Below are 22,729 nucleotides of genomic sequence, written 5' to 3'. Positions count from 1 at the left end.
TGATCCTGTGGCGAGGGGATTTATCCCCCGCTGGGCAGCGAAGCAGCCCCAGTCCATATTGCCAATAAAAAACGCCGCCCGAACACGAATGACGGCGTTGCAATTGCAGGCCGCTTCACCACGCGCGTGCATAACCGGAATTATATTGCTGGAAGTGGAGGGTTGAGCCACGATAGTTGGCATTATAGTTCCGACTGTGTGGCAAGCCATGCTAGGACGCCTGGTTGAATGAGGGCTGCGATGAAAGAGAACACCAACGAACGGCGCAGGGAGATCATTGACGACATCGTCATGCAGCATGTGACGGGGATCGAAACCCTGGGCACCGCTATTCGTCGGCTAAGGCTAGAGGTGACCGGTTTCGACCAGGAAACCTTTGCAGCCATGTGCAAGATGTCGACCAAGGCTCTGTACCAGATCGAGAAGGACAAGGCTAATCCGACCGTCAGCACCCTCGAAGCCATCCTGAGGAAGTTTGGGCTGCGTCTGGGGCTGACCATTGCCACAACCCTTTACACGCCGCCGCTTGGGCAGCAAAAGCCGGTTTCCAAAGCGCCCGTTCGCGGCGCCAATCCTAAACGCAAGTCCGCAGGGCAGCTTAGTAGAGTGGCTACGTTGCGAGCGGCAACGAAGACCAAGGATGGCGACAAGAGCCCGACCGAATGAGTGATGACGCAAAATCCGCAGGTGCGCGTGCATGGCAGGGCGGCAGGGTGGTGATCACCAAGGCCGGCAAGCCTTATCTGGACCTGCTGCCCCATGTCGATTCACCGCAGACGCGCAAGCCTAGGCGATTAAAGGGGAAGATTCGGATGTCGGTGGATTTTGACAGGGCTTCAAGTTCACCATGAAAAATATCCCACTCGTAAATTGTTCTACCCTTCGCATCCGTCCTGCGATCCCGAAGTCCTCCCTTGTATTGGGTTTTCTTGAGCAAAAGCCCGATCAGTGTGATTGGTCAGGGCTTTATTTGACTAATTGTGACAATGGATTTCATTGCTTGGCGCAAGTGCCCATAAAGTACTCTAGACCCTCAGGAAAACTGACGCCTAGAAGTTCTGACAGCGTCATTACCTGACTCTCGCTTAAAAGTAATTCTCCTGGTTCCACTTCGTTTAGTGGCTTCGATTCAATAAGATGGGCAACTTTCTCATTGAGCTCAGTTCCTTCGATATCCAGCTCAAACTGCAAAGAGTCGTCCTGTCTGTCATCCGGATAAAAGCCAGTTATTGAAAGGTGGCGCATGCTGTAATCCTTAATTTCTTGAGGTTTTTCTGCCTGGTTTCGCAGGTTCTATTTGTTCGCCTGTGATGTGGTTGAATTCGCCTAAATGGACTCCGAGTTTGTCGTATTTTTCCACAGCATTACTTTTGTAGTCCCATTCATAAATTCGCCCCTTACGGTCAACCCAACGAGCGCGTTTCTTTCCTCCCCCTTGAACAGATGACTTCGACTTTACTCGGGTTGTATCTGGAAATGCGGGAAGCGTTTTCGGGTGGTCATAATACGAATGATCACCGATTTGGCTGAGAACAATGTAAACCGGTCTAATCCCTGAATCAGCCGGAAACACGAGGATGAAATCCTTGTACTCCGGCGGATAAACCGGGTTCACGATGATGCTGTCAGCCGCTTTCGTTGGCGGGTAAACCCAGATATGCGGCGCTTGCGGGGCAGCCTCCAGCGCAGGAATGCCCAGGATGTCGGAACCATCCACGGCCGGGGTCCAGATCAGTTCAATGCCGTCACCCAGGTCAGCCACCTGCTGGCTGCCACGCAATGTGAACTGCGCGACATCCACCATTTCCCAGTCGCGATTTTTGCCGGTGTAGAAACCGTATCCCTTTAGGCTGCCGTCAGTCTGTTGCTCGACCCGCAGGCGAACGCGGGTGCGGGCCTGTTTGAGCGCACGGAGTTGGTCTTCGGTGTAAAGCGAGCTGTCGCCCAGACTCGAGGGTGTGACCAAAGCTACGAGACCAACCAGCGCCGCTGCGACGGTGCCTGCGGCTGCGGCGGGGATAGCGGCGAATGCCGAGCCGGCCAAGGCGAGGGAGCCCAGACCGACGGGAATCGCAGTGCCACTGATCTTCTTCAGTGGCACTGCGCCTGATTCATCCGCTTCGCGAGCACCCAGCAGAATCAGGTCACCGTAGTCTTTCAGGCTATCGGTCGGCACCATCCCTGAGGGATTCGAGTAATCGATGATGGCGTCCGGCAGCTTGCAGGACTTGGCGAAGACACATCCTGCTTGAGTGAGCCTCTGCTTTTCCGCTATGACCTGACGGCTGCGTTCGAAGGCGTCTTGCCTGGCCAGCATGGCCTCGTAGGCTTTTTGTCTGGCGTCTCGCTCGGCCAATTCGGTGGCAGTCATGTAGCGGTAGGTGACGTGATGCCCATCACCGGAGGGTGGATTCTTAATCCGCGGAATGTCCTTGTTGCCAGCCACTGATCATCCTTTCGTTCATCCATCGGCAGCCCCGGAAAAGGGGCTGCGCGACATTAACGAACGTGGCTAATCGTGGCTGTAGGACGAGTCCTGGATGACTCTAGGTGTTTTCTTTTTTTTCAGGACGGCAGCGCAAATCTTACGACTCGCCGCCTTTGTGTACATGCGCCGATGAAGTTTTCCAGGCCCAATCACTCAAACTTCAACCGCTCCACCTTCTGAAACAGTGAAGCTGTGAACTCATCCCGGTCGCTCGAATGGTGACAACGTCGATGACAATTCGGACATAGCGCCACGGCATTGCTCGGGCGATCCGAACCTTCCTGCGCCAAATGCTTAACGTGATGAACCTCAAGAAACGGCTTGCCGTCCTTTTCAAACGGAGCCGGTTTTCCGCAACCCTCGCAGATACCCTTGGCCTCTTTCCGCACCCAGGCTCTAACCTCAGGATCGCGTACAAAAGAGTTGCCCGAGCTCGGCACTTGTTGTGGTTTCAAAATCCCCTTCGGTTCGCCTTTGAACTGTCGCTTCTCAAGTTTGGCAGCGCGTTGTTCTAGCGTTGCTTCATCGGCGGTCGGGGCAAAGTCTTCCGGCGTTACAGTATTCGGCGCGTTCAGCGCTTCACGAATGCTACGCGCAACATTCGCGCCGACATTCTTGGCAGGTTTGTATCCCTCAATGCGATCTCGCCCGAGTTCGACCAACACGGTAGAGATGTTCTGCATCCGAAATTCAACCGAACCTTTGGTGCGGCCCGCTAAGGTGCCTTCACGTAGAACACGATTCTCATGCGCCTTATTGACCCTCTGACCGTTTTGCTCGCGTGACAACATGCTGAGATAGGCATCGACCGCAGCCTGAATCTCCGCGTCACTCCAATCGCTGTTGTTCTTTCCAGTATCCATACAATCGCCGAGGGTTGAAAACCCTCGGACGATACTGAGTGGCCATTACACCTGTCTACGAAAATTCCTACAGAAAAGACCGACGCATCGCTCAAGCGATCCTACAAATACACGTCGTTCTAACCCACCGAATGCTTCGAAGACTGAAACACCTCCGCAACCTTCCGCCACCAAGGCCTAACCACTGTAACGTGCCGCTGCGATTGATCGCTCAACAGGTACGGCATGTCCCGAAGCCGAATCCAACTTTCATTCTGCCAATGAAGCAAACTCAACGACATCTCCGGCCAATCTAAGACACTCAACATCGGACGATCCGAATTTTCCGAGGGGGTTGCATCGCGTAAGGCTGGCACCACCTGATGGGTCAACCATTCTCGCAGCAACCGATTCCCTGGAACGTAGTGATACACCAACAGCGCATACACGCCGGACTCACTGAGCATCAGCTGTTTTTCTGGTTGCCGGAAATACTCAATCCACAAGACGCAACGCTGATCTTTATCCAGTTTGCTGACCATACGATCACTCAGATGGACACCCATCAAACGGCCAATATCGCGGGCGCAGAACCATGGCTGGTTTTCAAGGAGGAGAGCATGGAGGTGGAGGTTGTGGCGGGTGAAGATCGTCGGCCTAAAGGGATCACGCATGACCGATCGGTGTGGAGTTTCTGCAGGCATATCCATTACCTCTACGTATGAGTGGAAGAGGGCCGGAACCCGACGTAGAGGATCTAAGAAATCCCAACAGGCTGTTTCTCCCATTCACAGGATTACGCGTATATCGCTGATATCAGCGCGCGTACTGTGGAAAGGAAGTTAGCTTCTACGTTGGGCGTTTCTTAGGCACCTGCTATAGAGCTTAGAGATGCTCTGAAACGACATCAATGCGGACGGTGCTGGAATTATTGTAGGAGTTTTGGTAGTGAGGGTCGAATCAGTGAGAATTTTCTTACCCAATAAAAAGGCCCCGATCAGATCGGGGCCTCTTGCAATTCGATTTTTCGATTTACATCGTCAAATCACGGCGAGCTTGGGAATCAATCCCAGCTCAACGCCCCACCAGTCTGATACTCAATAACCCGAGTCTCAAAGAAATTCTTCTCTTTCTTCAAGTCCATAATCTCGCTCATCCAAGGGAACGGGTTAGTAGTCCCTGGATACTCTTCCTTCAACCCAATCTGCGACAGACGACGGTTAGCGATGAACTTCAGGTAGTCCTCCATCATCGCCGCATTCATGCCCAATACCCCGCGAGGCATGGTGTCCCGAGCGTATTCAATCTCCAGCTGAGTCCCCTGCAGAATCATCTGGCTCGCTTCTTCCTTCATCTCAGCATCCCACAAGTGCGGGTTTTCGATTTTGATCTGGTTGATCACGTCGATGCCGAAGTTCAGGTGCATGGATTCGTCGCGCAGGATGTATTGGAACTGCTCGGCGACGCCGGTCATTTTGTTGCGGCGGCCCATGGAGAGGATTTGGGTGAAGCCGCAGTAGAAGAAGATGCCTTCCAGAACGCAGTAGTAGGCGATCAGGTTGCGCAGCAGCTCTTTGTCGGTTTCGACGGTGCCGGTTTCGAACTTCGGATCGGAGATCGAACGGGTGTATTTCAGGCCCCAGGTGGCTTTTTTCGCGACCGATGGGATCTCGTGGTACATGTTGAAGATCTCGCCTTCATCCATGGCCAACGATTCGATGCAGTACTGGTAGGCGTGGGTGTGGATCGCCTCTTCGAAGGCCTGGCGCAGGATGTACTGGCGGCATTCCGGGTTGGTGATCAGGCGGTACACGGCCAGGACCAGGTTGTTGGCAACCAGGGAGTCGGCGGTGGAGAAGAAGCCGAGGTTGCGCATCACGATGCGGCGCTCGTCGTCGGTCAGGCCTTCCGGGTTTTTCCAGAGGGCGATGTCGGCGGTCATGTTGACTTCTTGCGGCATCCAGTGGTTTGCGCAGCCGTCCAGGTACTTCTGCCATGCCCAATCGTATTTGAATGGCACGAGCTGGTTGAGGTCGGCGCGGCAGTTGATCATGCGCTTTTCATCGACGGCTACACGGGCAGAGGCGCCTTCCAGTTCGGCGAGGCCTTCGGCGACGTCGAGGGAGTCCAGGGCAGCCTTGGCGCGGGCGATCGCGGCGGAGTCCGTCGCGGTCACGGCGCGGGCCTCTTGAGCGGCGGCACCACCGGCGCTGTCGAGGCGGTCCATGTTGGCTTCAGAAGCGTGGCCGGCATTGGCGCCTTTTACAGCGACTTCGCCGTCATCTTCTTTGTCGAATTCGTCCCAGCTCAGCATGACGTGTCGTCTCCTGCGTGAGGGCCAGTTGCCCGTGTGAAAACTGATAGGTTGGTTTTTCACACGGCCGGTTCTGGCCGCGTTGGATCTAAAGGAAATGTAGCTTGCAGTAGTAAAACTATACGCACGCAATACATGAATTCTGTACGGAGCAAGCCGACCAGTCGCATTGTGATAGGAGATCGCCTACCAGCCGCATGGGGCTTGGCTTACCGAGGGTTGAGGCCTATATAGGAATATTCTACGGCCAAATCAACGGCCGTGAGTATAGAGACTTTTGACGAAAAATCGGACCGATTTTTTTCAAATTTCCGCAGCTGCGGGAAGAGGTGAGAAAGAAATGTGACGCGAGGCTAGCGTGTGCTGGGTTTGAAGGCAGGAAGGGCGCTAAAAATGTATTTCGTCAGTTTTTCTAACCGGAAATGACTAAGCCCGACCGAGGCCGGGCTGTAATGATGCGTTCAGCCATCAGCTGAGACGAGCAGCACTCATGTGATCAGAACCATCGGCAGCGACTTTGGCAGCGCCCGTACGATCAAAACCGTCAGCCGCGAAAGAGGCAGAACCGGTGTGGTCGTAACCGTCAGAAGCGACAGCCGCATCGTTGAAAGCAGCCGAGCCAGTGCGGTCGTAGCCATCGGCGGCGAAGGTGTTGGCGGCCAGGACGGAAAGGGTCAGGGCGAGGATCAGTTTGGTTTTCATGGTAGTGGCTCCAGGTTCGTTGGCGTTGTGTGCCTTGGTGTGGAATTCATACTACGCCAGATAATTTGATTAAAAAGCGCAAATAAATGCTAAAAACAATCAAGTTAATCGATGTAAGGCTCGGCACTTCATCGGTCTCTTAAAAAGGATGGGTCGAGCCTTAGGGGGTAAAAGTGGGGCGGATCAGCCGTTGGAGCAGCCGTTACCCATGACGCTGTAACGCAGAATGTGTCGCTGGCCTTTGGAGTCGTCGTAGACCATTTTGGCCGGTACTACTTCGCAGACATTCGGGATTTCGCTCATCGAGATGACTTTGGCGATGTCCAGGTGGGTGGAGTAGGTGTATTCCTCGACGACGGGTTGTTGTTTTGCGGCATCAGTCGGGGCCTCGTCTGCCATGGCGGTTGCGCACAGACTGCTGAGGGCCAGAACCAATAAAGCTTTCATTTAAAAGTTACCTTTCTGAGGTCGAATGGGGTCACGCAATCTTTTTAGGATTGCGTGTGGAGCTTTAGTAGAGAGTCTTGGATTAACTGCCTTCGTGGGGGCTGCAACTGGGTTAATCACATTGCCGTGTTGGCGAGACCGATTTTAGGCCTGGGCATGACGGGCATATAGCTGTGCTTTTGATAAACACCTTTGGCAGATTTGGTAATAATCGTCGAGCCCCCTAAAACATTGGGTTTGAGCGCTTCGTTGCGGTATAGCCACATTTTGTAGGGGCTTGTTACTACCATCGTCGAATGGTTCTATAGGCCCGCCCCGGCTACAACTGGGGCCATACAAAAACAACTATTCCACCGAGGTAAGAAAGATGAGTGCGGCTTCTTTGTATCCCGTTCGTCCCGAGGTAGCAGCCAATACGCTGACTGACGAGGCCACTTACAAGGCCATGTACCAGCAATCGGTCGTCAACCCGGACGGCTTCTGGCGCGAACAAGCCAAGCGCCTTGACTGGATCAAGCCTTTCACCACGGTGAAGCAGACGTCCTTCGACGATCACCATGTCGACATCAAATGGTTCGCCGACGGCACGCTGAACGTTTCCTACAACTGCCTCGACCGTCATCTGGCCGAGCGCGGCGATCAAGTCGCGATTATTTGGGAAGGGGATGACCCTGCCGAAAGCCGCAACATCACCTACCGCGAACTGCATGAACAAGTCTGCAAGTTCGCCAACGCCTTGCGCGGCCAGGATGTGCATCGCGGCGACGTGGTGACCATCTATATGCCGATGATCCCCGAAGCCGTGGTCGCCATGCTGGCCTGCACCCGGATCGGTGCGATTCACTCGGTGGTGTTCGGTGGTTTCTCGCCGGAAGCCCTGGCCGGTCGCATCATCGACTGCCGCTCGAAAGTGGTGATCACCGCCGACGAAGGCATTCGTGCCGGCAAGAAGATCCCGCTCAAGTCCAACGTCGACGACGCGCTGACCAACCCGGAAACCAACAGTATTCAGAAAGTCATCGTGTGCAAGCGCACCGGTGGCAACATCAAGTGGAACCAGCATCGCGACATCTGGTACGAAGACCTGATGAAAGTGGCGGGCAGTGTCTGCGCGCCGAAGGAGATGGGCGCTGAAGAAGCGCTGTTCATCCTTTATACCTCCGGCTCCACCGGCAAGCCGAAGGGCGTGCAGCACACCACCGGCGGTTACCTGCTGTATGCGGCAATGACTCACGAGCGTGTATTCGACTACCGTCCGGGCGAAATCTACTGGTGCACCGCAGACGTCGGCTGGGTCACCGGCCACACTTATATTGTCTACGGCCCGCTGGCCAATGGCGCGACCACGCTGCTGTTCGAAGGCGTGCCGAACTATCCGGACATCACCCGGGTGGCGAAGATCGTCGACAAGCACAAGGTCAACATTCTCTACACCGCGCCGACTGCGATCCGCGCGATGATGGCGTCGGGCACCGCTGCTGTTGAAGGCGCTGATGGCAGCAGCTTGCGTCTGTTGGGTTCGGTCGGTGAGCCGATCAACCCGGAAGCCTGGGATTGGTACTACAAGAATGTCGGCCAGTCCCGTTGCCCGATCGTCGACACCTGGTGGCAGACCGAAACTGGCGCGACCCTGATGAGCCCGTTGCCGGGGGCTCACGCTCTCAAGCCAGGCTCGGCGGCGCGGCCGTTCTTCGGTGTGGTGCCGGCGTTGGTGGACAACCTGGGCAACATCATCGAAGGCGTTGCCGAGGGCAACCTGGTGATTCTCGATTCGTGGCCAGGCCAGGCGCGCACGCTGTATCGCGACCATGACCGCTTTGTCGACACTTACTTCAAGACCTTCCGTGGCATGTACTTCACCGGTGACGGTGCGCGTCGTGACGCAGACGGTTACTACTGGATCACCGGTCGCGTGGATGACGTGCTCAACGTCTCCGGGCACCGCATGGGCACCGCCGAGATCGAAAGCGCGATGGTTGCGCACCCGAAAGTCGCCGAAGCGGCGGTGGTGGGTGTGCCGCACGACATCAAAGGGCAGGGCATTTATGTCTACGTCACGTTGAATGCGGGCGAAGAGCCGAGCGAGCAACTGCGCCTGGAGCTGAAAAACTGGGTGCGTAAAGAGATCGGCCCGATTGCTTCGCCGGATGTGATTCAGTGGGCGCCAGGGCTGCCGAAAACCCGCTCGGGCAAAATCATGCGGCGCATTCTGCGCAAGATTGCCACGGCGGAATACGACGGGTTGGGCGATATCTCCACCCTGGCGGATCCGGGTGTGGTGCAGCATTTGATTGATACGCACAAGACCATGAACGTCGCGTAAGCGCTGATTCCTGAGTCATCGAAGCCCTGCCAGGTGTTGAGCCTGGTGGGGCTTTTTATTGCCTGATGTTTTTGTATCGGCAGTCCGGGCCTCATCGCGGGCAAGCCCGCTCCCACAAGGATTTGTGGCGTGCATGCAATCTGAACCACCTCCCAAAAACCTGTGGGAGCGGGCTTGCCCGCGATGGCGGCGTGTCAGGCGCAACATAAACAACGGCCAATAATTATCGGTGTCAGCCGTAGGCCAATTCCCACTGTTACCCATCACCCTTCAAGTAACTGAATGTGTAACCGCCTGCCCGATAACGAGGCATTGGGAAACGCAAAGCCCCGTTTCAGGGCTTCTCAATCGCCATGAAAAATAAGACACAACGCTGCGCTTGCCGGATTAGAAGGGTTTGCCAATAATAGGCCCGCAATTTGCAACATAGATCGGTTCACTGTCTTTTGCTCTTGCATGAAATTGAAGAGCTGTCAACGTGCTCAAGCGGCATTCTCGGTGCTTCTGTAATTTGTTGTCGCATTGAAGAAATATCGGCTTCGGGCCTGTCGTTAGAATGCCAATCACTCGCTCGTCGTTGCCTGCGTTGAAATCAGCGCACGGTTCCTAGGACGCAGCACCGCTTTTTGGTTTAACCATTCGCATATTGGGCTGTCGCTCACTCTGCCGTTTTTGCCCTTTACCGATGGAGTCCCAAGATGAAGAAACTCGTGCTGCTTGGCGCCCTGGCACTGTCCGTGCTGTCCCTGCCGACATTCGCCGATGAAAAACCTCTGAAAATCGGTATCGAAGCGGCTTACCCTCCGTTCGCCTCCAAAGCACCGGACGGCAGCATCGTGGGTTTCGACTACGATATCGGCAACGCCCTGTGCGAAGAGATGAAGGTCAAGTGCCAGTGGGTCGAGCAAGAGTTCGACGGCCTGATCCCGGCACTCAAAGTGCGCAAGATCGACGCGATCCTGTCGTCCATGTCGATCACCGAAGACCGCAAGAAGTCCGTGGACTTCACCAACAAGTACTACAACACCCCGGCTCGCCTGGTCATGAAGGCCGGCACTCAGGTCAGCGAGAACCTGTCTGAGCTGAAGGGCAAGAACATCGGCGTGCAACGTGGTTCGATCCACGAGCGTTTCGCCCGCGAAGTCCTGGCCCCGCTGGGTGCCGAGATCAAGCCTTACGGTTCGCAGAACGAAATCTACCTCGACGTGGCCGCCGGTCGCCTCGACGGCACCGTGGCAGACGCTACCCTGCTGGATGATGGCTTCCTGAAAACCGACGCCGGCAAGGGCTTTGCCTTCGTCGGCCCTGCCTTCACCGACGTCAAATACTTCGGCGACGGCGTAGGGATCGCGGTTCGCAAGGGGGACGCGCTGAAAGACAAGATCAACACCGCGATCGCCGCCATTCGCGAGAACGGCAAGTACAAGCAAATCCAGGACAAGTACTTCGCCTTCGATATCTACGGCAAGTAATCGTCTTCGCAACAAGTCCGAAATGGCGCAAGCAACAGGATCTCTGAGGTTTGCGCCATTTTTTCATCCCAACTTTCGAGGACCTGAATCATGTTGAAAGGCTACGGGGCTGTCATCCTCGATGGCGCATGGCTGACGCTTCAGCTCGCCTTGTCGTCCATGGCCCTGGCCATCGTCCTGGGGCTGATCGGCGTTGCGCTGCGTCTGTCGCCGGTGCGCTGGCTGGCCTGGCTGGGCGATCTGTACTCCACGGTGATCCGCGGTATTCCCGATCTGGTGCTGATTCTGCTGATTTTCTACGGCGGCCAGGACCTGCTCAACCGCGTTGCGCCGATGCTCGGCTATGACGACTACATCGACCTGAACCCACTGGCCGCCGGTATCGGCACCCTGGGCTTCATCTTCGGTGCGTACCTGTCGGAAACTTTCCGTGGCGCGTTCATGGCGATCCCCAAGGGTCAGGCAGAAGCCGGCATGGCATACGGCATGAGCAGTTTTCAGGTGTTCTTCCGGGTGTTGGTGCCGCAGATGATTCGCCTGGCGATTCCGGGTTTCACCAACAACTGGCTGGTACTGACCAAGGCCACCGCGCTGATTTCGGTGGTGGGTCTGCAAGACATGATGTTCAAGGCCAAGCAGGCGGCAGATGCTACCCGCGAGCCTTTCACCTTCTTCCTCGCAGTGGCGGCGATGTACCTGGTGATCACCAGTGTCTCGTTGCTGGCATTGCGTCATCTTGAGAAGCGCTACTCGGTAGGCGTAAGGGCGGCTGAGCTATGATCTTCGACTACAACGTCATTTGGGAGGCCTTGCCGCTGTACTTCGGCGGGCTGGTGACTACCCTCAAACTGCTCGCGCTGTCGCTGTTCTTCGGCTTGCTGGCGGCACTGCCGCTGGGGTTGATGCGCGTCTCCAAGCAGCCGCTGGTCAACATGAGTGCCTGGTTGTTCACCTACGTGATCCGCGGCACGCCGATGCTGGTGCAGCTGTTCTTGATCTACTACGGTCTGGCGCAATTCGAAACCGTGCGTGAAAGCTTCCTCTGGCCATGGCTGTCCAGTGCCTCGTTCTGTGCGTGCCTGGCCTTCGCGATCAACACCAGCGCCTACACCGCCGAAATCATCGCCGGCAGCCTGCGTGCTACGCCGAACGGCGAGATCGAAGCGGCCAAGGCCATGGGCATGTCTCGCATCAAGATGTACAAGCGGATCCTGCTGCCATCGGCCCTGCGCCGGGCACTGCCGCAGTACAGCAACGAAGTGATCATGATGCTGCAGACCACCAGTCTGGCGTCGATCGTGACCCTGATCGACATCACCGGTGCTGCGCGCACGGTCAACGCTCAGTTCTACTTGCCGTTCGAAGCCTACATCACCGCCGGCCTGTTCTATCTGTGCCTGACGTTCATTCTGGTGAAGCTGTTCAAACTGGCCGAACACCGCTGGTTGGGCTATCTGGCCCCGCGGAAGCACTGATATGGAGCGCATCGATCATGCTTTGCCGTGGAGCCACCTGGGCAGTGAACGCCGGATCTCGGTGTTCCGCTTCGGCGCTGGCGAGCGCAAGGCCTACATCCAGGCCAGCCTGCACGCCGATGAACTGCCGGGGATGCGCACCGCGTGGGAGCTGAAAAAGCGCCTGACCGAACTCGAAGCCCAGGGCTTGCTCAATGGTGTGATTGAACTGGTGCCGGTGGCCAATCCATTGGGCCTGGGTCAATTGCTGCAAGGCAATCATCAGGGGCGTTTCGAAGCGGGCAGCGGCAAGAACTTCAACCGGGACTTCGTCGAACTCAGCGCGCCGGTGGCCGCCCAGCTCGATGGGCATCTGGGTGACGATCCGCATGCCAATATTCGACTCATCCGTCAGGCCATGAGCGATCACCTGGCGGCGTTGCCAGCGGCGAGCAGCCAGTTGCAAGGCATGCAGCGCATTTTGCTCAGCCATGCCTGCACCGCTGATGTGGTGCTGGATCTGCATTGCGATTGCGAAGCGGCGCTGCACATGTACGCCTTGCCGCAACACTGGTCGCACTGGCGTTCACTGGCTGCGCACTTGAACGTCAAGGTCGGTCTGCTGGCGGAAGATTCCGGCGGCAGTTCCTTTGACGAAGCGTGCTCGCTGCCGTGGCTGCGTTTGTCGCGTCTGTTCCCGGATGCGCAGATTCCACTGGCCTGCCTGGCGACGACCATTGAACTGGGTGGTCAGGCCGATACCGGTCGCGCTGAAGCGCAAGCTCACGCCGAAGGCATTCTGGCGTTCCTCGCCGAGCAAGGCTTGATCGGCGGTGAATGGCCCAAGCCTGCGCAAGACGCGTGCGAAGGCATGCCGTTCGAAGGCACCGAATTGCTGTTCGCGCCGCATCCTGGCGTGCTGAGTTTTCTGCGTAAACCCGGTGAATGGGTTGAAGCAGGCGACGAGATTTTTGAAGTGATCGATCCGCTGGCGGATCGGGTCAGCACGGTGTGTGCTGGTACGTCCGGGGTGCTGTTTGCCATTGAACGGCTGCGTTACGCCCAACCCGGTTTCTGGCTGGCCAAGGTGGCGGGGCGCGAAGCGCTGCGTCACGGGCGCTTGCTCAACGACTGACTGACTGTTTTTGTGAGAACCGACCGCATGTACAAACTTGAAGTCCAAGACCTGCATAAACGCTATGGCAGTCACGAAGTGCTCAAGGGCGTGTCCCTGAAAGCGGCGGCTGGCGATGTGATCAGCATCATCGGCTCCAGTGGCTCCGGCAAAAGTACTTTTCTGCGCTGCATCAACCTGCTCGAGCAGCCGCACGCGGGCAAGATTCTGCTCAACAACGAAGAGTTGAAGCTGGTTGCCAACAAGGACGGCGCGCTGAAAGCCGCCGACCCGAAACAGCTGCAACGCATGCGTTCGCGCCTGTCGATGGTGTTCCAGCATTTCAACCTGTGGTCGCACATGACCGCGCTGGAAAACATCATGGAAGCACCGGTTCACGTACTGGGTGTGTCCAAGGCTGAAGCCCGCGAGAAAGCCGAGCACTACCTGAACAAGGTCGGTGTGGCCCATCGCAAGGACGCCTACCCAGGGCACATGTCCGGTGGCGAGCAGCAACGTGTGGCGATTGCCCGTGCGCTGGCGATGGAACCTGAGGTGATGTTGTTCGACGAACCGACCTCGGCCCTCGACCCGGAGTTGGTGGGTGACGTGCTGAAAGTCATGCAGGCCCTGGCACAGGAAGGCCGGACCATGGTGGTGGTGACGCACGAAATGGGCTTTGCCCGTGAAGTGTCGAACCAGCTGGTTTTCCTGCACAAAGGCGTCGTCGAAGAAAGCGGCAACCCGCGCGAAGTGCTGGTCAATCCGCAGTCGGAACGCTTGCAACAATTCCTCTCGGGCAGCCTCAAGTAATCGCTCCCGTTACGCACCAAATTAGGTCATGCTGCGCACCGCGCGCCAGATGGTCTAATTTGGTTGCAGCCGCCTTTGGCTTTAACACTGTTTTCGTTTCGGATTGCCCGCCATGACTGCCCATCGAATTGGTTTCCTGATTTGGCCCAGCACTAAAGCTCTGACGCTTGCGCTGGCTGAGGAGGCCTTGCGTGTTGCCCAGCGTGTGCACCCGGACGTTGTTTACGAATTGTCGTTTTTGCAGGCCGAACCGCCGACCGACGGCGCCTGGCAATTGCCCGGTGAGCCATGGGCCGGCAAGCTCGAAAACTTTCAGAAACTGTTCCTGCTCGCCGACGAACCACCGACTTCTCTCGCGCCGCCGCTCAGCAGTGCGCTGAAACAGCTGGTGCGCGCCGGTTGTGTGATCGGCGGTTTGTCCGCTGGTGTTTACCCGTTGGCGCAGTTGGGTTTGCTCGACGGTTATCGCGCTGCCGTGCATTGGCGCTGGCAGGACGATTTCGCCGAGCGTTTCCCGAAGGTGATTGCCACCAGTCATCTGTTCGACTGGGATCGTGACCGCTTGACCGCGTGCGGCGGCATGTCGGTGCTCGACCTGTTGCTGGCGGTGCTGGCCCGCGATCACGGCGCCGAACTGGCCGGTGCGGTGTCGGAAGAACTGGTGGTCGAACGCATTCGCGAGGGCGGCGAGCGCCAGCGTATTCCTTTGCAGAACCGCTTGGGTTCCAGTCATCCGAAGCTCACCCAGGCGGTGTTGCTGATGGAAGCCAACATCGAAGAGCCGCTGACCACCGACGAAATCGCCCAGCACGTGTGCGTATCGCGTCGGCAGCTGGAGCGGATCTTCAAGCAATACCTCAACCGTGTGCCAAGCCAGTATTACCTGGAGCTGCGTCTGAACAAGGCTCGGCAGATGTTGATGCAAACCAGCAAGTCGATCATCCAGATCGGCCTGTCGTGTGGTTTCTCTTCGGGGCCGCATTTCTCCAGCGCCTACCGCAACTTCTTCGGTGCTACACCGCGGGAAGACCGCAACCAGCGACGTAGCAGCAGCCCGTTCGAATTGTCGTCGGTGCCGTCCGAGCGCGGGTGATCAAGTGCTCCACGCTCGGAGCTGAAGGCTGTGTTACTCGTCTATCGCTGAGCTATCGGAGGATGAAACCTCCATTTCGCCTCGATTGATTACTTCTTCCACGCCGAAATCCGCACCCGTGTGTTCAAAGTAGCCGATCAGCCGTAACAGGCTCTCCTCGGAAAGCTGATTGCCTCTCAGGCTAATGTTCTCCGCGATGTCCAATGGCATCTCCAGGACGTCACTGGGGACTTCGGTGATTGCGTTTTCGCTCAGGTCTGCCCAGTCCAGTTCGGTCAGTTGTAACAGGCCATGTGGTATTTCAGTGAGGCCGGTGTCGTTAAGCACGACGGTCGCCAGATTTGGCATCTGGCTCAGGTCCAGTGTTTGTCCCAGAGGGTTGTGGCCCAGATCGAGATAATCAAGCTGTTCCATCCCTGTTAATCCGTTTGTCGACTCCGGTGACAAACGGATGCGGCAATAGGGCAATGACAACGATCTCAGTCGACTCATCTTGAATACCGCCTCAGGAATGTCGCCCAGGTTGCAGTCGCGCAGCCTGAGGCTTTTGAGGTTGGGGAAGGATTCCAGAAAGCGCCCGATACGGGTCGCGCCGTTGGCACTGCGAAGTTCCAGCGCTGACACGTGGCTGAAGTCGGCGCTCAGTGCCGGCAGCTCTCCGATGATGATGGAGGGGGCGGTGAGCTCGAACGTGGGCTCAAGGGCATCGCTGAAATCATCCAGTTCGGATTCATGCTGCCAGCACCTCTCAAGAAGCTGTTTGAATTGGTCACGGTTGGCTTGTTCGACAGCCAGTTGGTTGGCGTTGAAGGGGTCGCCCGTTACGGGGTGCCGGTCCGGAACGTCGGCGGTCCAGACAGACAAATCATTTCTCAATTGGGCAAACTCTTCTTCAAGGCGCGTCAGATAGGTGCGGCCTTCTTCGAACGTGCCCGGTAATTCGTAGACAAACTCACTCGCTTGCTCGACCTCCATACCGGGGTATAGCGCAGTGACGCGATCAATGTCCGCCTCGGGGGCATAGACGGCCAGGTTGTAAGCGGTATCGAAGTGGTGTCGCTTGATCAGCTCTAGCGCTCTGTTGGAAACCGGATTGTGTGTGAGGTGTATGCCGCGCTTGTTGTACAGCGAGCTGTTGAACAACTCGGCAGGCAGCTCGCTGATACGGTTGTTCATCAGCAGGAGGGTTTCGAGTCTTGGGTGTTGCAGGGCACCGGCCGGAATTTCGGACAGATGGGTGGCGCTCAGATCCAGGTGGGTCAGTTCGCGCATTGTGTCGATGTGGGGTGCGGTTTCAAACGGATTCTTATACAGATCCAGCGCGGTCAGCTTCTTCAAAGACGTCAGTTTCGACCATGTGACCGCGTCAATCCTGATGCCGCAATCGCTTAGAACCAAGGCGTGAAGGTCGCTCATTCGGGGGATGGCGTCGGGGAGGGTGGCCAGGGAGAAACGGCGTAACTCCAGGCGATGTAATCCACTGAAGCGCTGTAGAAACGCTGGAATACCCTGCACGGTATGGTTGCCTTCCAGGGACAGCAGCGACACATGAGCGAAATTGGCGTTGATTAATGGCAAGTCACCGATTATCGGCTCTGCAAACTTGAGCGTATACCGGCTAGTGCCATCCGGTGTATCGAAGTCCCGTTCGGTCTGTCGTCGCCAGCTGCGCTGGATTTCCTGAGCCAGCAACTTGCGATTGTTTCTCTCGGCTTGTTGATCCAGCTCACTGAGAGGGCGTCCGGTTTCAGGATGAACAGTGGGTACCTCGTTTATCCAGATGCCCAGGTCCTGATGCAGTCCGGTCAGCTCTCTAATCTGGCGTGAGAGTTCAACGCGAGCGCCCTCGGGGTGATGCTGCAATGCCTGGACTACGGACTGTAATTCTTCTCGAGACAGATTGGGGTAAACATCTCGAACCCGGTCGTTAAGCGTAGGTGTCTCGCGGTTAGCTCGACTATAGCCTTGTGTGCCACCGGGCAGGCGCATGGTGGAGGGGTCATAGAAGGGTTTGCGATGGGGTTTTTTTGCGAACAGTGCGCGTAATGCCGGTTGCTCCAGCGCATGCTCGGCGATGCGTTGTTTGAATGTCCGGGCGTCTTGAGGCGAAGGGCTCAATGCATTGCGTTGTGCATCCGGCAACGCCTGAAAGAGTGCTTGATAGAAATCACCGGGAACCGATTCACTGTCCTGATGAATCTGGTAGGTCCCGTCTTCGGCACGCACCAGCGTTTTAAATGTCGGCGCATCGGGCTGACCAATGCTGTCGCGCACGGTCCCGTCATGGGAATAATCCCTCACTTCGATACGCAGCTCGGCAGGCCAGTTAGGTAATGAGTTCAGGCTATGCAAGGCCAGCCGATGGGTATCGGTGGTTTCCAGAGCCTCGGCATAAAGGCCTTCACTGGCTCGGGTTGCACGTACGGCCTCCATGGCTTTATTTGCTGCGTCCTTGAGGCGTTGGGGCATGCGATTGTTGTGCAGCTGCCGTAATTCGGTGCCGGTGGCATTACTCACCAGTTCTTGTGCAATATCGGTCGGTAGTCCCTGCACGTCGTCGAGCAGTCGCTGAACTTGCGGGCTATCCGTTTTTTCCTCTGCGCGGTAGTGCATTTCGAACAGCGATTTGCGGTACCTCAGGGCGAGATCCTTAGTCTGCTTTCGGAGTGTTTGCGTTTGGATTTCCGGTGCCGGCACAGGAGTATCTGCAGGCCATGAGTCGTATCGGGTCAGCAGTTTATGTTGCATGGCCGGATCGGCTTTTCGATAGTGCTCGGGCTGGTCGCTGCCAATCTGTTCGATAAAGGTTTCAATGTCACGATTGATCCTGAAGCGCTTGATTGTGTCGGTCAGCAGCGAAGGCGGGCGATACCGCTCGACATGCGTTTCACGCACTACGTTGTCGTGGTAACCGCTGATCCGCAGGATTTGCTCGCGTTCGGCGCTGCTGAACGGTTCAACACTATGGCCGAGGCGACGCATGACCTTTTCCCGGTCCCAGTTCAGCGGTTGCTCCAGCTCTGTGTACCAGGCGCCATGGTTGTTATGCAGCAGAGTCGGCTGATAGGCATCGGCCCGGTTCGGATGCTCAATCTGAAACGCACCCGACGTAGGATCGGGTTTCACGGCATACAGTTTTTCTTCCAGTCGCAGCAGTGTCTTGCCTGCGTGACGATAGAGGCCAAGCTGATCGGGTTTTGATCCTTCGGGCAAACTGAGTGTTTGTTCGTAAGGTGTGAGATTTGGCTTCCAGTAGCGGATTTTCCCCTCAGGCGTCGTGATGGGTTTGAATGGGGCGATAAGCCCAACAGCTTCGCGCGAAAGCAGGCGACTGAAGGCGCCGGCAGCGATGGCGCCGCCCACCGCGAAGGTGCCTACCTGGACCACTGTTTCGGCGAATGTCATCAAGTGCCCCAGCGCTTCTGTTTTCAGCCCTATGGCCAGGTCCACGATGCCTTCGAAGGTCTCGTCGAGTAACTGGTAGGCCATATAGGCCAGCATCAATTCCCCAAGAAGCGGAACAAATGGCAATGCAACAAATGTCGCGATTTCAAGGAGTGTCGAGGCCACTTTGCTGAAGGCATCCCACAATGCCCATCGTGCGTTTCGGTCGGCAGAGGCGGTGGAGACGGCGAGCGTGCTGGCGTCGTTGAGGATCTTGTTCAACTGCCGCTGATGGAGATGGTTCCACAGGTCCGCTCTGAACGGGGTTATCGCAAACCGGAGATTGGGCCTGTCGATGGGCGTTTCGCGCCAACTCGGCATGGGGTCGCCATGCTGGTGTGGGTGCCAGGTTACGCTCTGGAGGCGACGATTGAGATCAGCAAAAAAATGTCCCCTTTCTTTGTGGTCGACGAAGCGACTGAAAAACGTTTGGTAAGCGGGAGCGCGCAGCTTGCGGGTTAGCTCGTTGAGGAACGCCAGTGTGTCTGGATATTGCTTGAGAGGGTGCTCCGGATCGTCCGGGATGTAGGCGATGACCCGCGTTGCCTTGCGTGCCCGGTCAAGCTTAGGCGTGAACACGACGATGCCGGTCAGTGAGGAGGACATGATTGTCAGGTCATGACAATAAAGCGGCTGACCATCCAGTCGCGCGCCCGAACGTCCTTCCACAATGCGCAGGATCGAGAGACGGGCGTCCTCTGGAATGTCCCCTCGGATGTGCGCCATTTGCAGTGCGGACTTGAGTGCGGTTTTGTGCGAGCCGATCACCTTCGATTTCAACACCGCTGCGGCCACCGGATTGGTCAGCCCCAGATTGTCTTTAAGGTAAGTGCTGTACTGGCCACCGATATCCAGTTCCCGGCACAACAGGGCAAAGGCTGCGACAGTGAGTTTCTGCTTGACCATTGGCAGTGTCTCGAACTGTCCTGTGGGTGACGGTTCGGTGATGAACGTCGAGGCGGACTCATAGGCATCCGCTGCGGTTTCCGATTCCTGAAAATTATGAAGGCAGGCATCGAGCAGCGATACGGTCCAGGTACGCGCAGCACCCGTCTTGATCCCGAATAAGGGCACTGTTTGAGGCGTGTAGAGGCGCAGGAAAGTGGTTTTGACGTCCAGCTCCAGGTCAAACCGGGTTTTCAGGGCTGCGCTCAAAAGGGGGGCGGCAAAGTCTCGTGCGTTTTGCAGTTTCGACAGCGTCGAATCCAGGCGATTTCGCTGGGTCCAGTGTTCCTGGCTGAGCTTTTTCAGTGATTCATATTGCGAAGGCGTTGCGGTGCCATGCCAGTCCGGCACTGCAAGCGAGGCTTGTTTGAGGGCACTACGTGTACCGGGCGAGGCTTCTAATACCCAACTCGGCAGATTATTGAACAGGTGATGGTAGTGATCGTCCGGCTGTGTGGCGGATTCACTGACGGCGACAGTGGAAGGGTGATCATTTTCGTATCGGCTCATGCGCTATTCCCTTAGCGTTTGGATTGGCCGCCAGCAAAACAGACACCGATGTGTTCGGTGCGGTACATAATTACCGCGCCGTCCGACAACCCTGCCTATAACCTGTGTCGACAGTTTAAACTGCGCCTTTGCGACCCTATTTGTCGCATTGCCGTAAACCCAGGCAAAACCTGTGTTTGCGCTATAAGAAGTTGTCGCTTGGCGGCAAGGCCGGGCTGAAAACTGTCCTTACAATCCCCTCATCGCTCGCCAGTTTCAGGCGAGTGTTCCTCATCAGGAGACTCCGATGTCCGTTGAGCACGCTGCGGTAGAACGCGCCGATTTTGACCAGGTAATGGTTCCCAACTATGCGCCTGCCGCTTTCATTCCTGTGCGTGGCGCCGGTTCCCGTGTCTGGGACCAGTCTGGCCGCGAGCTGATCGACTTCGCCGGCGGGATTGCCGTTAACGTATTGGGCCATGCGCACCCGGCGCTGGTCGCTGCATTGACCGAACAGGCGAACAAGCTGTGGCACGTGTCCAACGTGTTCACCAATGAGCCGGCCTTGCGCCTGGCCCATAAGCTGGTCGACGCCACGTTTGCCGATCGTGTGTTCTTCTGCAACTCCGGCGCCGAAGCCAACGAGGCCGCCTTCAAGCTGGCCCGTCGCGTGGCCCATGACCGTTTCGGTACCGAGAAGTACGAAATCGTTGCCGCGCTCAACAGCTTCCACGGCCGTACCCTGTTCACCGTGAACGTCGGTGGCCAGTCGAAGTACTCCGACGGCTTCGGTCCGAAGATCACCGGCATCACCCACGTGCCTTACAACGATCTGGCCGCGCTGAAAGCCGCTGTTTCCGACAAGACCTGCGCGGTGGTTCTGGAGCCGATCCAGGGCGAAGGCGGCGTGCTGCCGGCCGAGCAATCTTACCTGCAAGGCGCTCGTGAACTGTGCGATGCGCATAACGCGCTGCTGGTGTTCGACGAAGTCCAGACCGGCATGGGCCGCAGCGGTGAGCTGTTCGCCTACATGCATTACGGTGTGACCCCGGACATCCTGACCAGCGCCAAAAGCCTGGGCGGCGGTTTCCCGATCGCGGCGATGCTGACCACCGAAGACCTGGCCAAACACCTGGTCGTCGGCACCCACGGCACCACCTACGGCGGCAATCCGCTGGCGTGCGCGGTCGCTGAAGCGGTGATCGACGTGATCAACACGCCCGAAGTGCTGAACGGCGTCAAAGCCAAGCACGACAAGTTCAAGACCCGTCTTGAGCAGATCGGCGAAAAATACGGCCTCTTCACTCAGGTCCGTGGCTTGGGCCTGTTGCTCGGTTGTGTGCTGAGCGACGCCTGGAAAGGCAAGGCCAAGGACATCTTCAACGCCGCCGAGCGTGAAGGCCTGATGATTCTGCAAGCCGGCCCGGACGTGATTCGTTTTGCGCCAAGTCTGGTGGTCGAAGACGCCGATATCGATGCCGGTCTGGACCGCTTCGAACGCGCCGTGGCCAAGCTGACGCAAGCCTGATAGACCCTTCGACGCCTGACAATGCAGGCGTCGAACCCAATTGTTATGCCGGGACTGATCAAATGTGGGAGCGGGCTTGCTCGCGAAAGCGGTGGGTCAGACAGCAATGATGTTGACTGGTACACCGCTTTCGCGAGCAAGCTCGCTCCCACACTGACCTCTGTGTCTTCAATGACAGCCCGGTTACTTTTCCTGAAGTGTTAGATGAGAAAGGAGTGACACCATGCTGGTGATGCGCCCCGCGCAAATGGCTGATCTGGGCGAGGTACAGCGTCTGGCTGCGGACAGCCCGATTGGTGTCACTTCCTTGCCGGATGACGTTGAACGCCTGAGCGACAAGATCGCTGCAAGCGAAGCCTCGTTCGCCGCCGAAGTGAGCTTCAACGGTGAAGAGAGCTATTTCTTCGTGCTCGAAGATACCGCCACCGGCAAACTGGTCGGCTGTTCGGCCATCGTTGCCTCGGCCGGTTATTCCGAGCCGTTCTACAGTTTTCGAAACGAAACGTTCGTGCACGCCTCCCGTGAGCTGAAGATTCACAACAAGATCCACGTGCTCTCCCAGTGCCACGACCTGACCGGCAACAGCTTGTTGACCAGTTTTTACGTGCAGAGGGAGTTGGTGGGCACGCCTTGGGCGGAGCTCAACTCCCGTGGCCGTCTGTTGTTCGTGGCCAGCCATCCGGAGCGCTTTGCCGACTCGGTGGTGACCGAGATCGTCGGCTACAGCGACGAGAATGGCGATTCGCCGTTCTGGGATGCCATCGGTCGCAACTTCTTCGACCTCAACTACGCCGAAGCCGAGCGTCTGTGTGGTTTGAAGAGCCGTACGTTCCTCGCCGAGCTGATGCCGCATTACCCGATCTACGTGCCGTTGCTGCCGGACTCCGCTCAAGAGGCGATGGGCCAGGTGCACCCTCGGGCGCAAATCACCTTTGACATCCTGATGCGCGAAGGCTTCGAGACCGATCACTACATCGATATTTTCGACGGTGGCCCGACCCTGCATGCCCGTGTCTCGGGGATCCGCTCGATCGCCCAGAGCCGTGTAGTCCCGGTGAAAATCGGTGAGCCGGTCAAAGGCGCCGGTCGTCAGTATCTGGTGGCCAACGCCCAGTTGCAGGATTACCGCGCTGTGTTGCTTGAGCTCGATTACGCGCCGGGCAAACCCGTGACCCTGGATCTTGAAGCGGCCGAAGCCCTGGGCGTCGGTGAAGGTGCCAGCGTGCGCCTGGTGGCGGTTTAACGCCTGCTTTAATCCTGG

At 57.1% G+C, this 22,729-nt stretch carries 19 protein-coding genes and 1 pseudogene; 11 read left to right on the top strand and 9 right to left on the bottom strand.

Features of this window, described 5'->3' with window-relative positions; all coding sequences use genetic code 11:
• Positions 1-240 precede the first annotated feature (240 nt).
• Positions 241-666, top strand: coding sequence for a helix-turn-helix domain-containing protein (locus AC30D7_RS24010; protein WP_490135743.1), 426 nt, complete (start codon positions 241-243; stop codon positions 664-666).
• Positions 663-851, top strand: a complete 189-nt coding sequence (locus tag AC30D7_RS24005; protein ID WP_305427083.1) for a type II toxin-antitoxin system Phd/YefM family antitoxin — start codon at positions 663-665, stop codon at positions 849-851. Before AC30D7_RS24010 ends, AC30D7_RS24005 begins: the two co-directional genes overlap by 4 nt.
• Before the next feature lie 17 nt (positions 852-868).
• Here AC30D7_RS24005 and AC30D7_RS24000 read toward each other — a convergent pair.
• The 8 genes and pseudogenes from AC30D7_RS24000 to AC30D7_RS23965 all read right to left on the bottom strand — a co-directional run.
• Positions 869-937, bottom strand: a pseudogene (locus AC30D7_RS24000) (hypothetical protein); the annotation flags it as partial.
• Between the two features lie 56 nt (positions 938-993).
• Positions 994-1,245, bottom strand: a complete 252-nt coding sequence (locus tag AC30D7_RS23995) for a pyocin S6 family toxin immunity protein (RefSeq protein WP_305422867.1) — start codon at positions 1,243-1,245, stop codon at positions 994-996.
• Between the two features lie 10 nt (positions 1,246-1,255).
• Positions 1,256-2,446 carry an S-type pyocin domain-containing protein gene (locus AC30D7_RS23990; RefSeq protein ID WP_490135742.1) on the bottom strand — a complete coding sequence of 397 codons (1,191 nt, stop codon included), beginning with the start codon at positions 2,444-2,446 and terminating at the stop codon, positions 1,256-1,258.
• A gap of 191 nt (positions 2,447-2,637) precedes the next feature.
• On the bottom strand, positions 2,638-3,351 hold the full coding sequence (locus AC30D7_RS23985) for an HNH endonuclease (RefSeq protein WP_490135741.1): 714 nt from the start codon (positions 3,349-3,351) through the stop codon (positions 2,638-2,640).
• A 119-nt stretch (positions 3,352-3,470) separates the two neighbouring features.
• A complete protein-coding gene (locus AC30D7_RS23980) occupies positions 3,471-4,004 on the bottom strand; it encodes a BRO-N domain-containing protein (protein WP_490135740.1) in 534 nt (177 codons plus the stop codon).
• 389 nt (positions 4,005-4,393) lie between these two features.
• Positions 4,394-5,644, bottom strand: a complete 1,251-nt coding sequence (locus AC30D7_RS23975) for a ribonucleotide-diphosphate reductase subunit beta (RefSeq protein WP_007934889.1) — start codon at positions 5,642-5,644, stop codon at positions 4,394-4,396.
• A 468-nt stretch (positions 5,645-6,112) separates the two neighbouring features.
• Positions 6,113-6,346 carry a hypothetical protein gene (locus AC30D7_RS23970; protein WP_490135739.1) on the bottom strand — a complete coding sequence of 78 codons (234 nt, stop codon included), beginning with the start codon at positions 6,344-6,346 and terminating at the stop codon, positions 6,113-6,115.
• Between the two features lie 183 nt (positions 6,347-6,529).
• A complete protein-coding gene (locus AC30D7_RS23965; protein ID WP_105346381.1) occupies positions 6,530-6,793 on the bottom strand; it encodes a DUF2790 domain-containing protein in 264 nt (87 codons plus the stop codon).
• A 367-nt stretch (positions 6,794-7,160) separates the two neighbouring features.
• Here AC30D7_RS23965 and acs point away from each other — a divergent pair, with 367 nt between their 5' ends.
• The 7 genes from acs to AC30D7_RS23930 all read left to right on the top strand — a co-directional run bounded on the left by acs (position 7,161) and on the right by AC30D7_RS23930 (position 15,062).
• Positions 7,161-9,116 carry an acetate--CoA ligase gene (acs, locus tag AC30D7_RS23960; RefSeq protein WP_490135738.1) on the top strand — a complete coding sequence of 652 codons (1,956 nt, stop codon included), beginning with the start codon at positions 7,161-7,163 and terminating at the stop codon, positions 9,114-9,116.
• Positions 9,117-9,814: 698 nt separating this feature from the next.
• Positions 9,815-10,588: an ABC transporter substrate-binding protein gene (locus AC30D7_RS23955; RefSeq protein WP_204125589.1), complete on the top strand. Its 774-nt coding sequence runs from the start codon at positions 9,815-9,817 to the stop codon at positions 10,586-10,588.
• Positions 10,589-10,678: 90 nt separating this feature from the next.
• Positions 10,679-11,368, top strand: a complete 690-nt coding sequence (locus AC30D7_RS23950) for an ABC transporter permease (protein WP_007934894.1) — start codon at positions 10,679-10,681, stop codon at positions 11,366-11,368.
• Positions 11,365-12,063, top strand: coding sequence for an ABC transporter permease (locus AC30D7_RS23945; RefSeq protein WP_490135737.1), 699 nt, complete (start codon positions 11,365-11,367; stop codon positions 12,061-12,063). Before AC30D7_RS23950 ends, AC30D7_RS23945 begins: the two co-directional genes overlap by 4 nt.
• Before the next feature lies 1 nt (position 12,064).
• Positions 12,065-13,177 carry a succinylglutamate desuccinylase/aspartoacylase family protein gene (locus AC30D7_RS23940; protein WP_490135736.1) on the top strand — a complete coding sequence of 371 codons (1,113 nt, stop codon included), beginning with the start codon at positions 12,065-12,067 and terminating at the stop codon, positions 13,175-13,177.
• A 27-nt stretch (positions 13,178-13,204) separates the two neighbouring features.
• On the top strand, positions 13,205-13,969 hold the full coding sequence (locus tag AC30D7_RS23935; protein WP_007971015.1) for an ABC transporter ATP-binding protein: 765 nt from the start codon (positions 13,205-13,207) through the stop codon (positions 13,967-13,969).
• 112 nt (positions 13,970-14,081) lie between these two features.
• Positions 14,082-15,062, top strand: a complete 981-nt coding sequence (locus AC30D7_RS23930) for a GlxA family transcriptional regulator (protein WP_007934898.1) — start codon at positions 14,082-14,084, stop codon at positions 15,060-15,062.
• Positions 15,063-15,095: 33 nt separating this feature from the next.
• Here the strand turns inward: AC30D7_RS23930 and AC30D7_RS23925 are convergent, their stop codons facing one another.
• On the bottom strand, positions 15,096-19,961 hold the full coding sequence (locus tag AC30D7_RS23925; RefSeq protein ID WP_490135735.1) for a dermonecrotic toxin domain-containing protein: 4,866 nt from the start codon (positions 19,959-19,961) through the stop codon (positions 15,096-15,098).
• Between the two features lie 286 nt (positions 19,962-20,247).
• Between AC30D7_RS23925 and AC30D7_RS23920 the strand changes: the two genes are divergently transcribed.
• Together AC30D7_RS23920 and aruF are read left to right on the top strand one after the other, a co-directional pair.
• Positions 20,248-21,468, top strand: coding sequence for an aspartate aminotransferase family protein (locus AC30D7_RS23920; RefSeq protein WP_490135734.1), 1,221 nt, complete (start codon positions 20,248-20,250; stop codon positions 21,466-21,468).
• A 223-nt stretch (positions 21,469-21,691) separates the two neighbouring features.
• Complete coding sequence (gene aruF / locus AC30D7_RS23915) at positions 21,692-22,711, top strand: arginine/ornithine succinyltransferase subunit alpha (protein WP_007934901.1); 1,020 nt, start codon at positions 21,692-21,694, stop codon at positions 22,709-22,711.
• Positions 22,712-22,729 lie beyond the last annotated feature (18 nt).

This window comes from Pseudomonas sp. DF5 (genome assembly GCF_058148225.1).
This window is presented reverse-complemented; position numbering and strand designations above follow the sequence as displayed.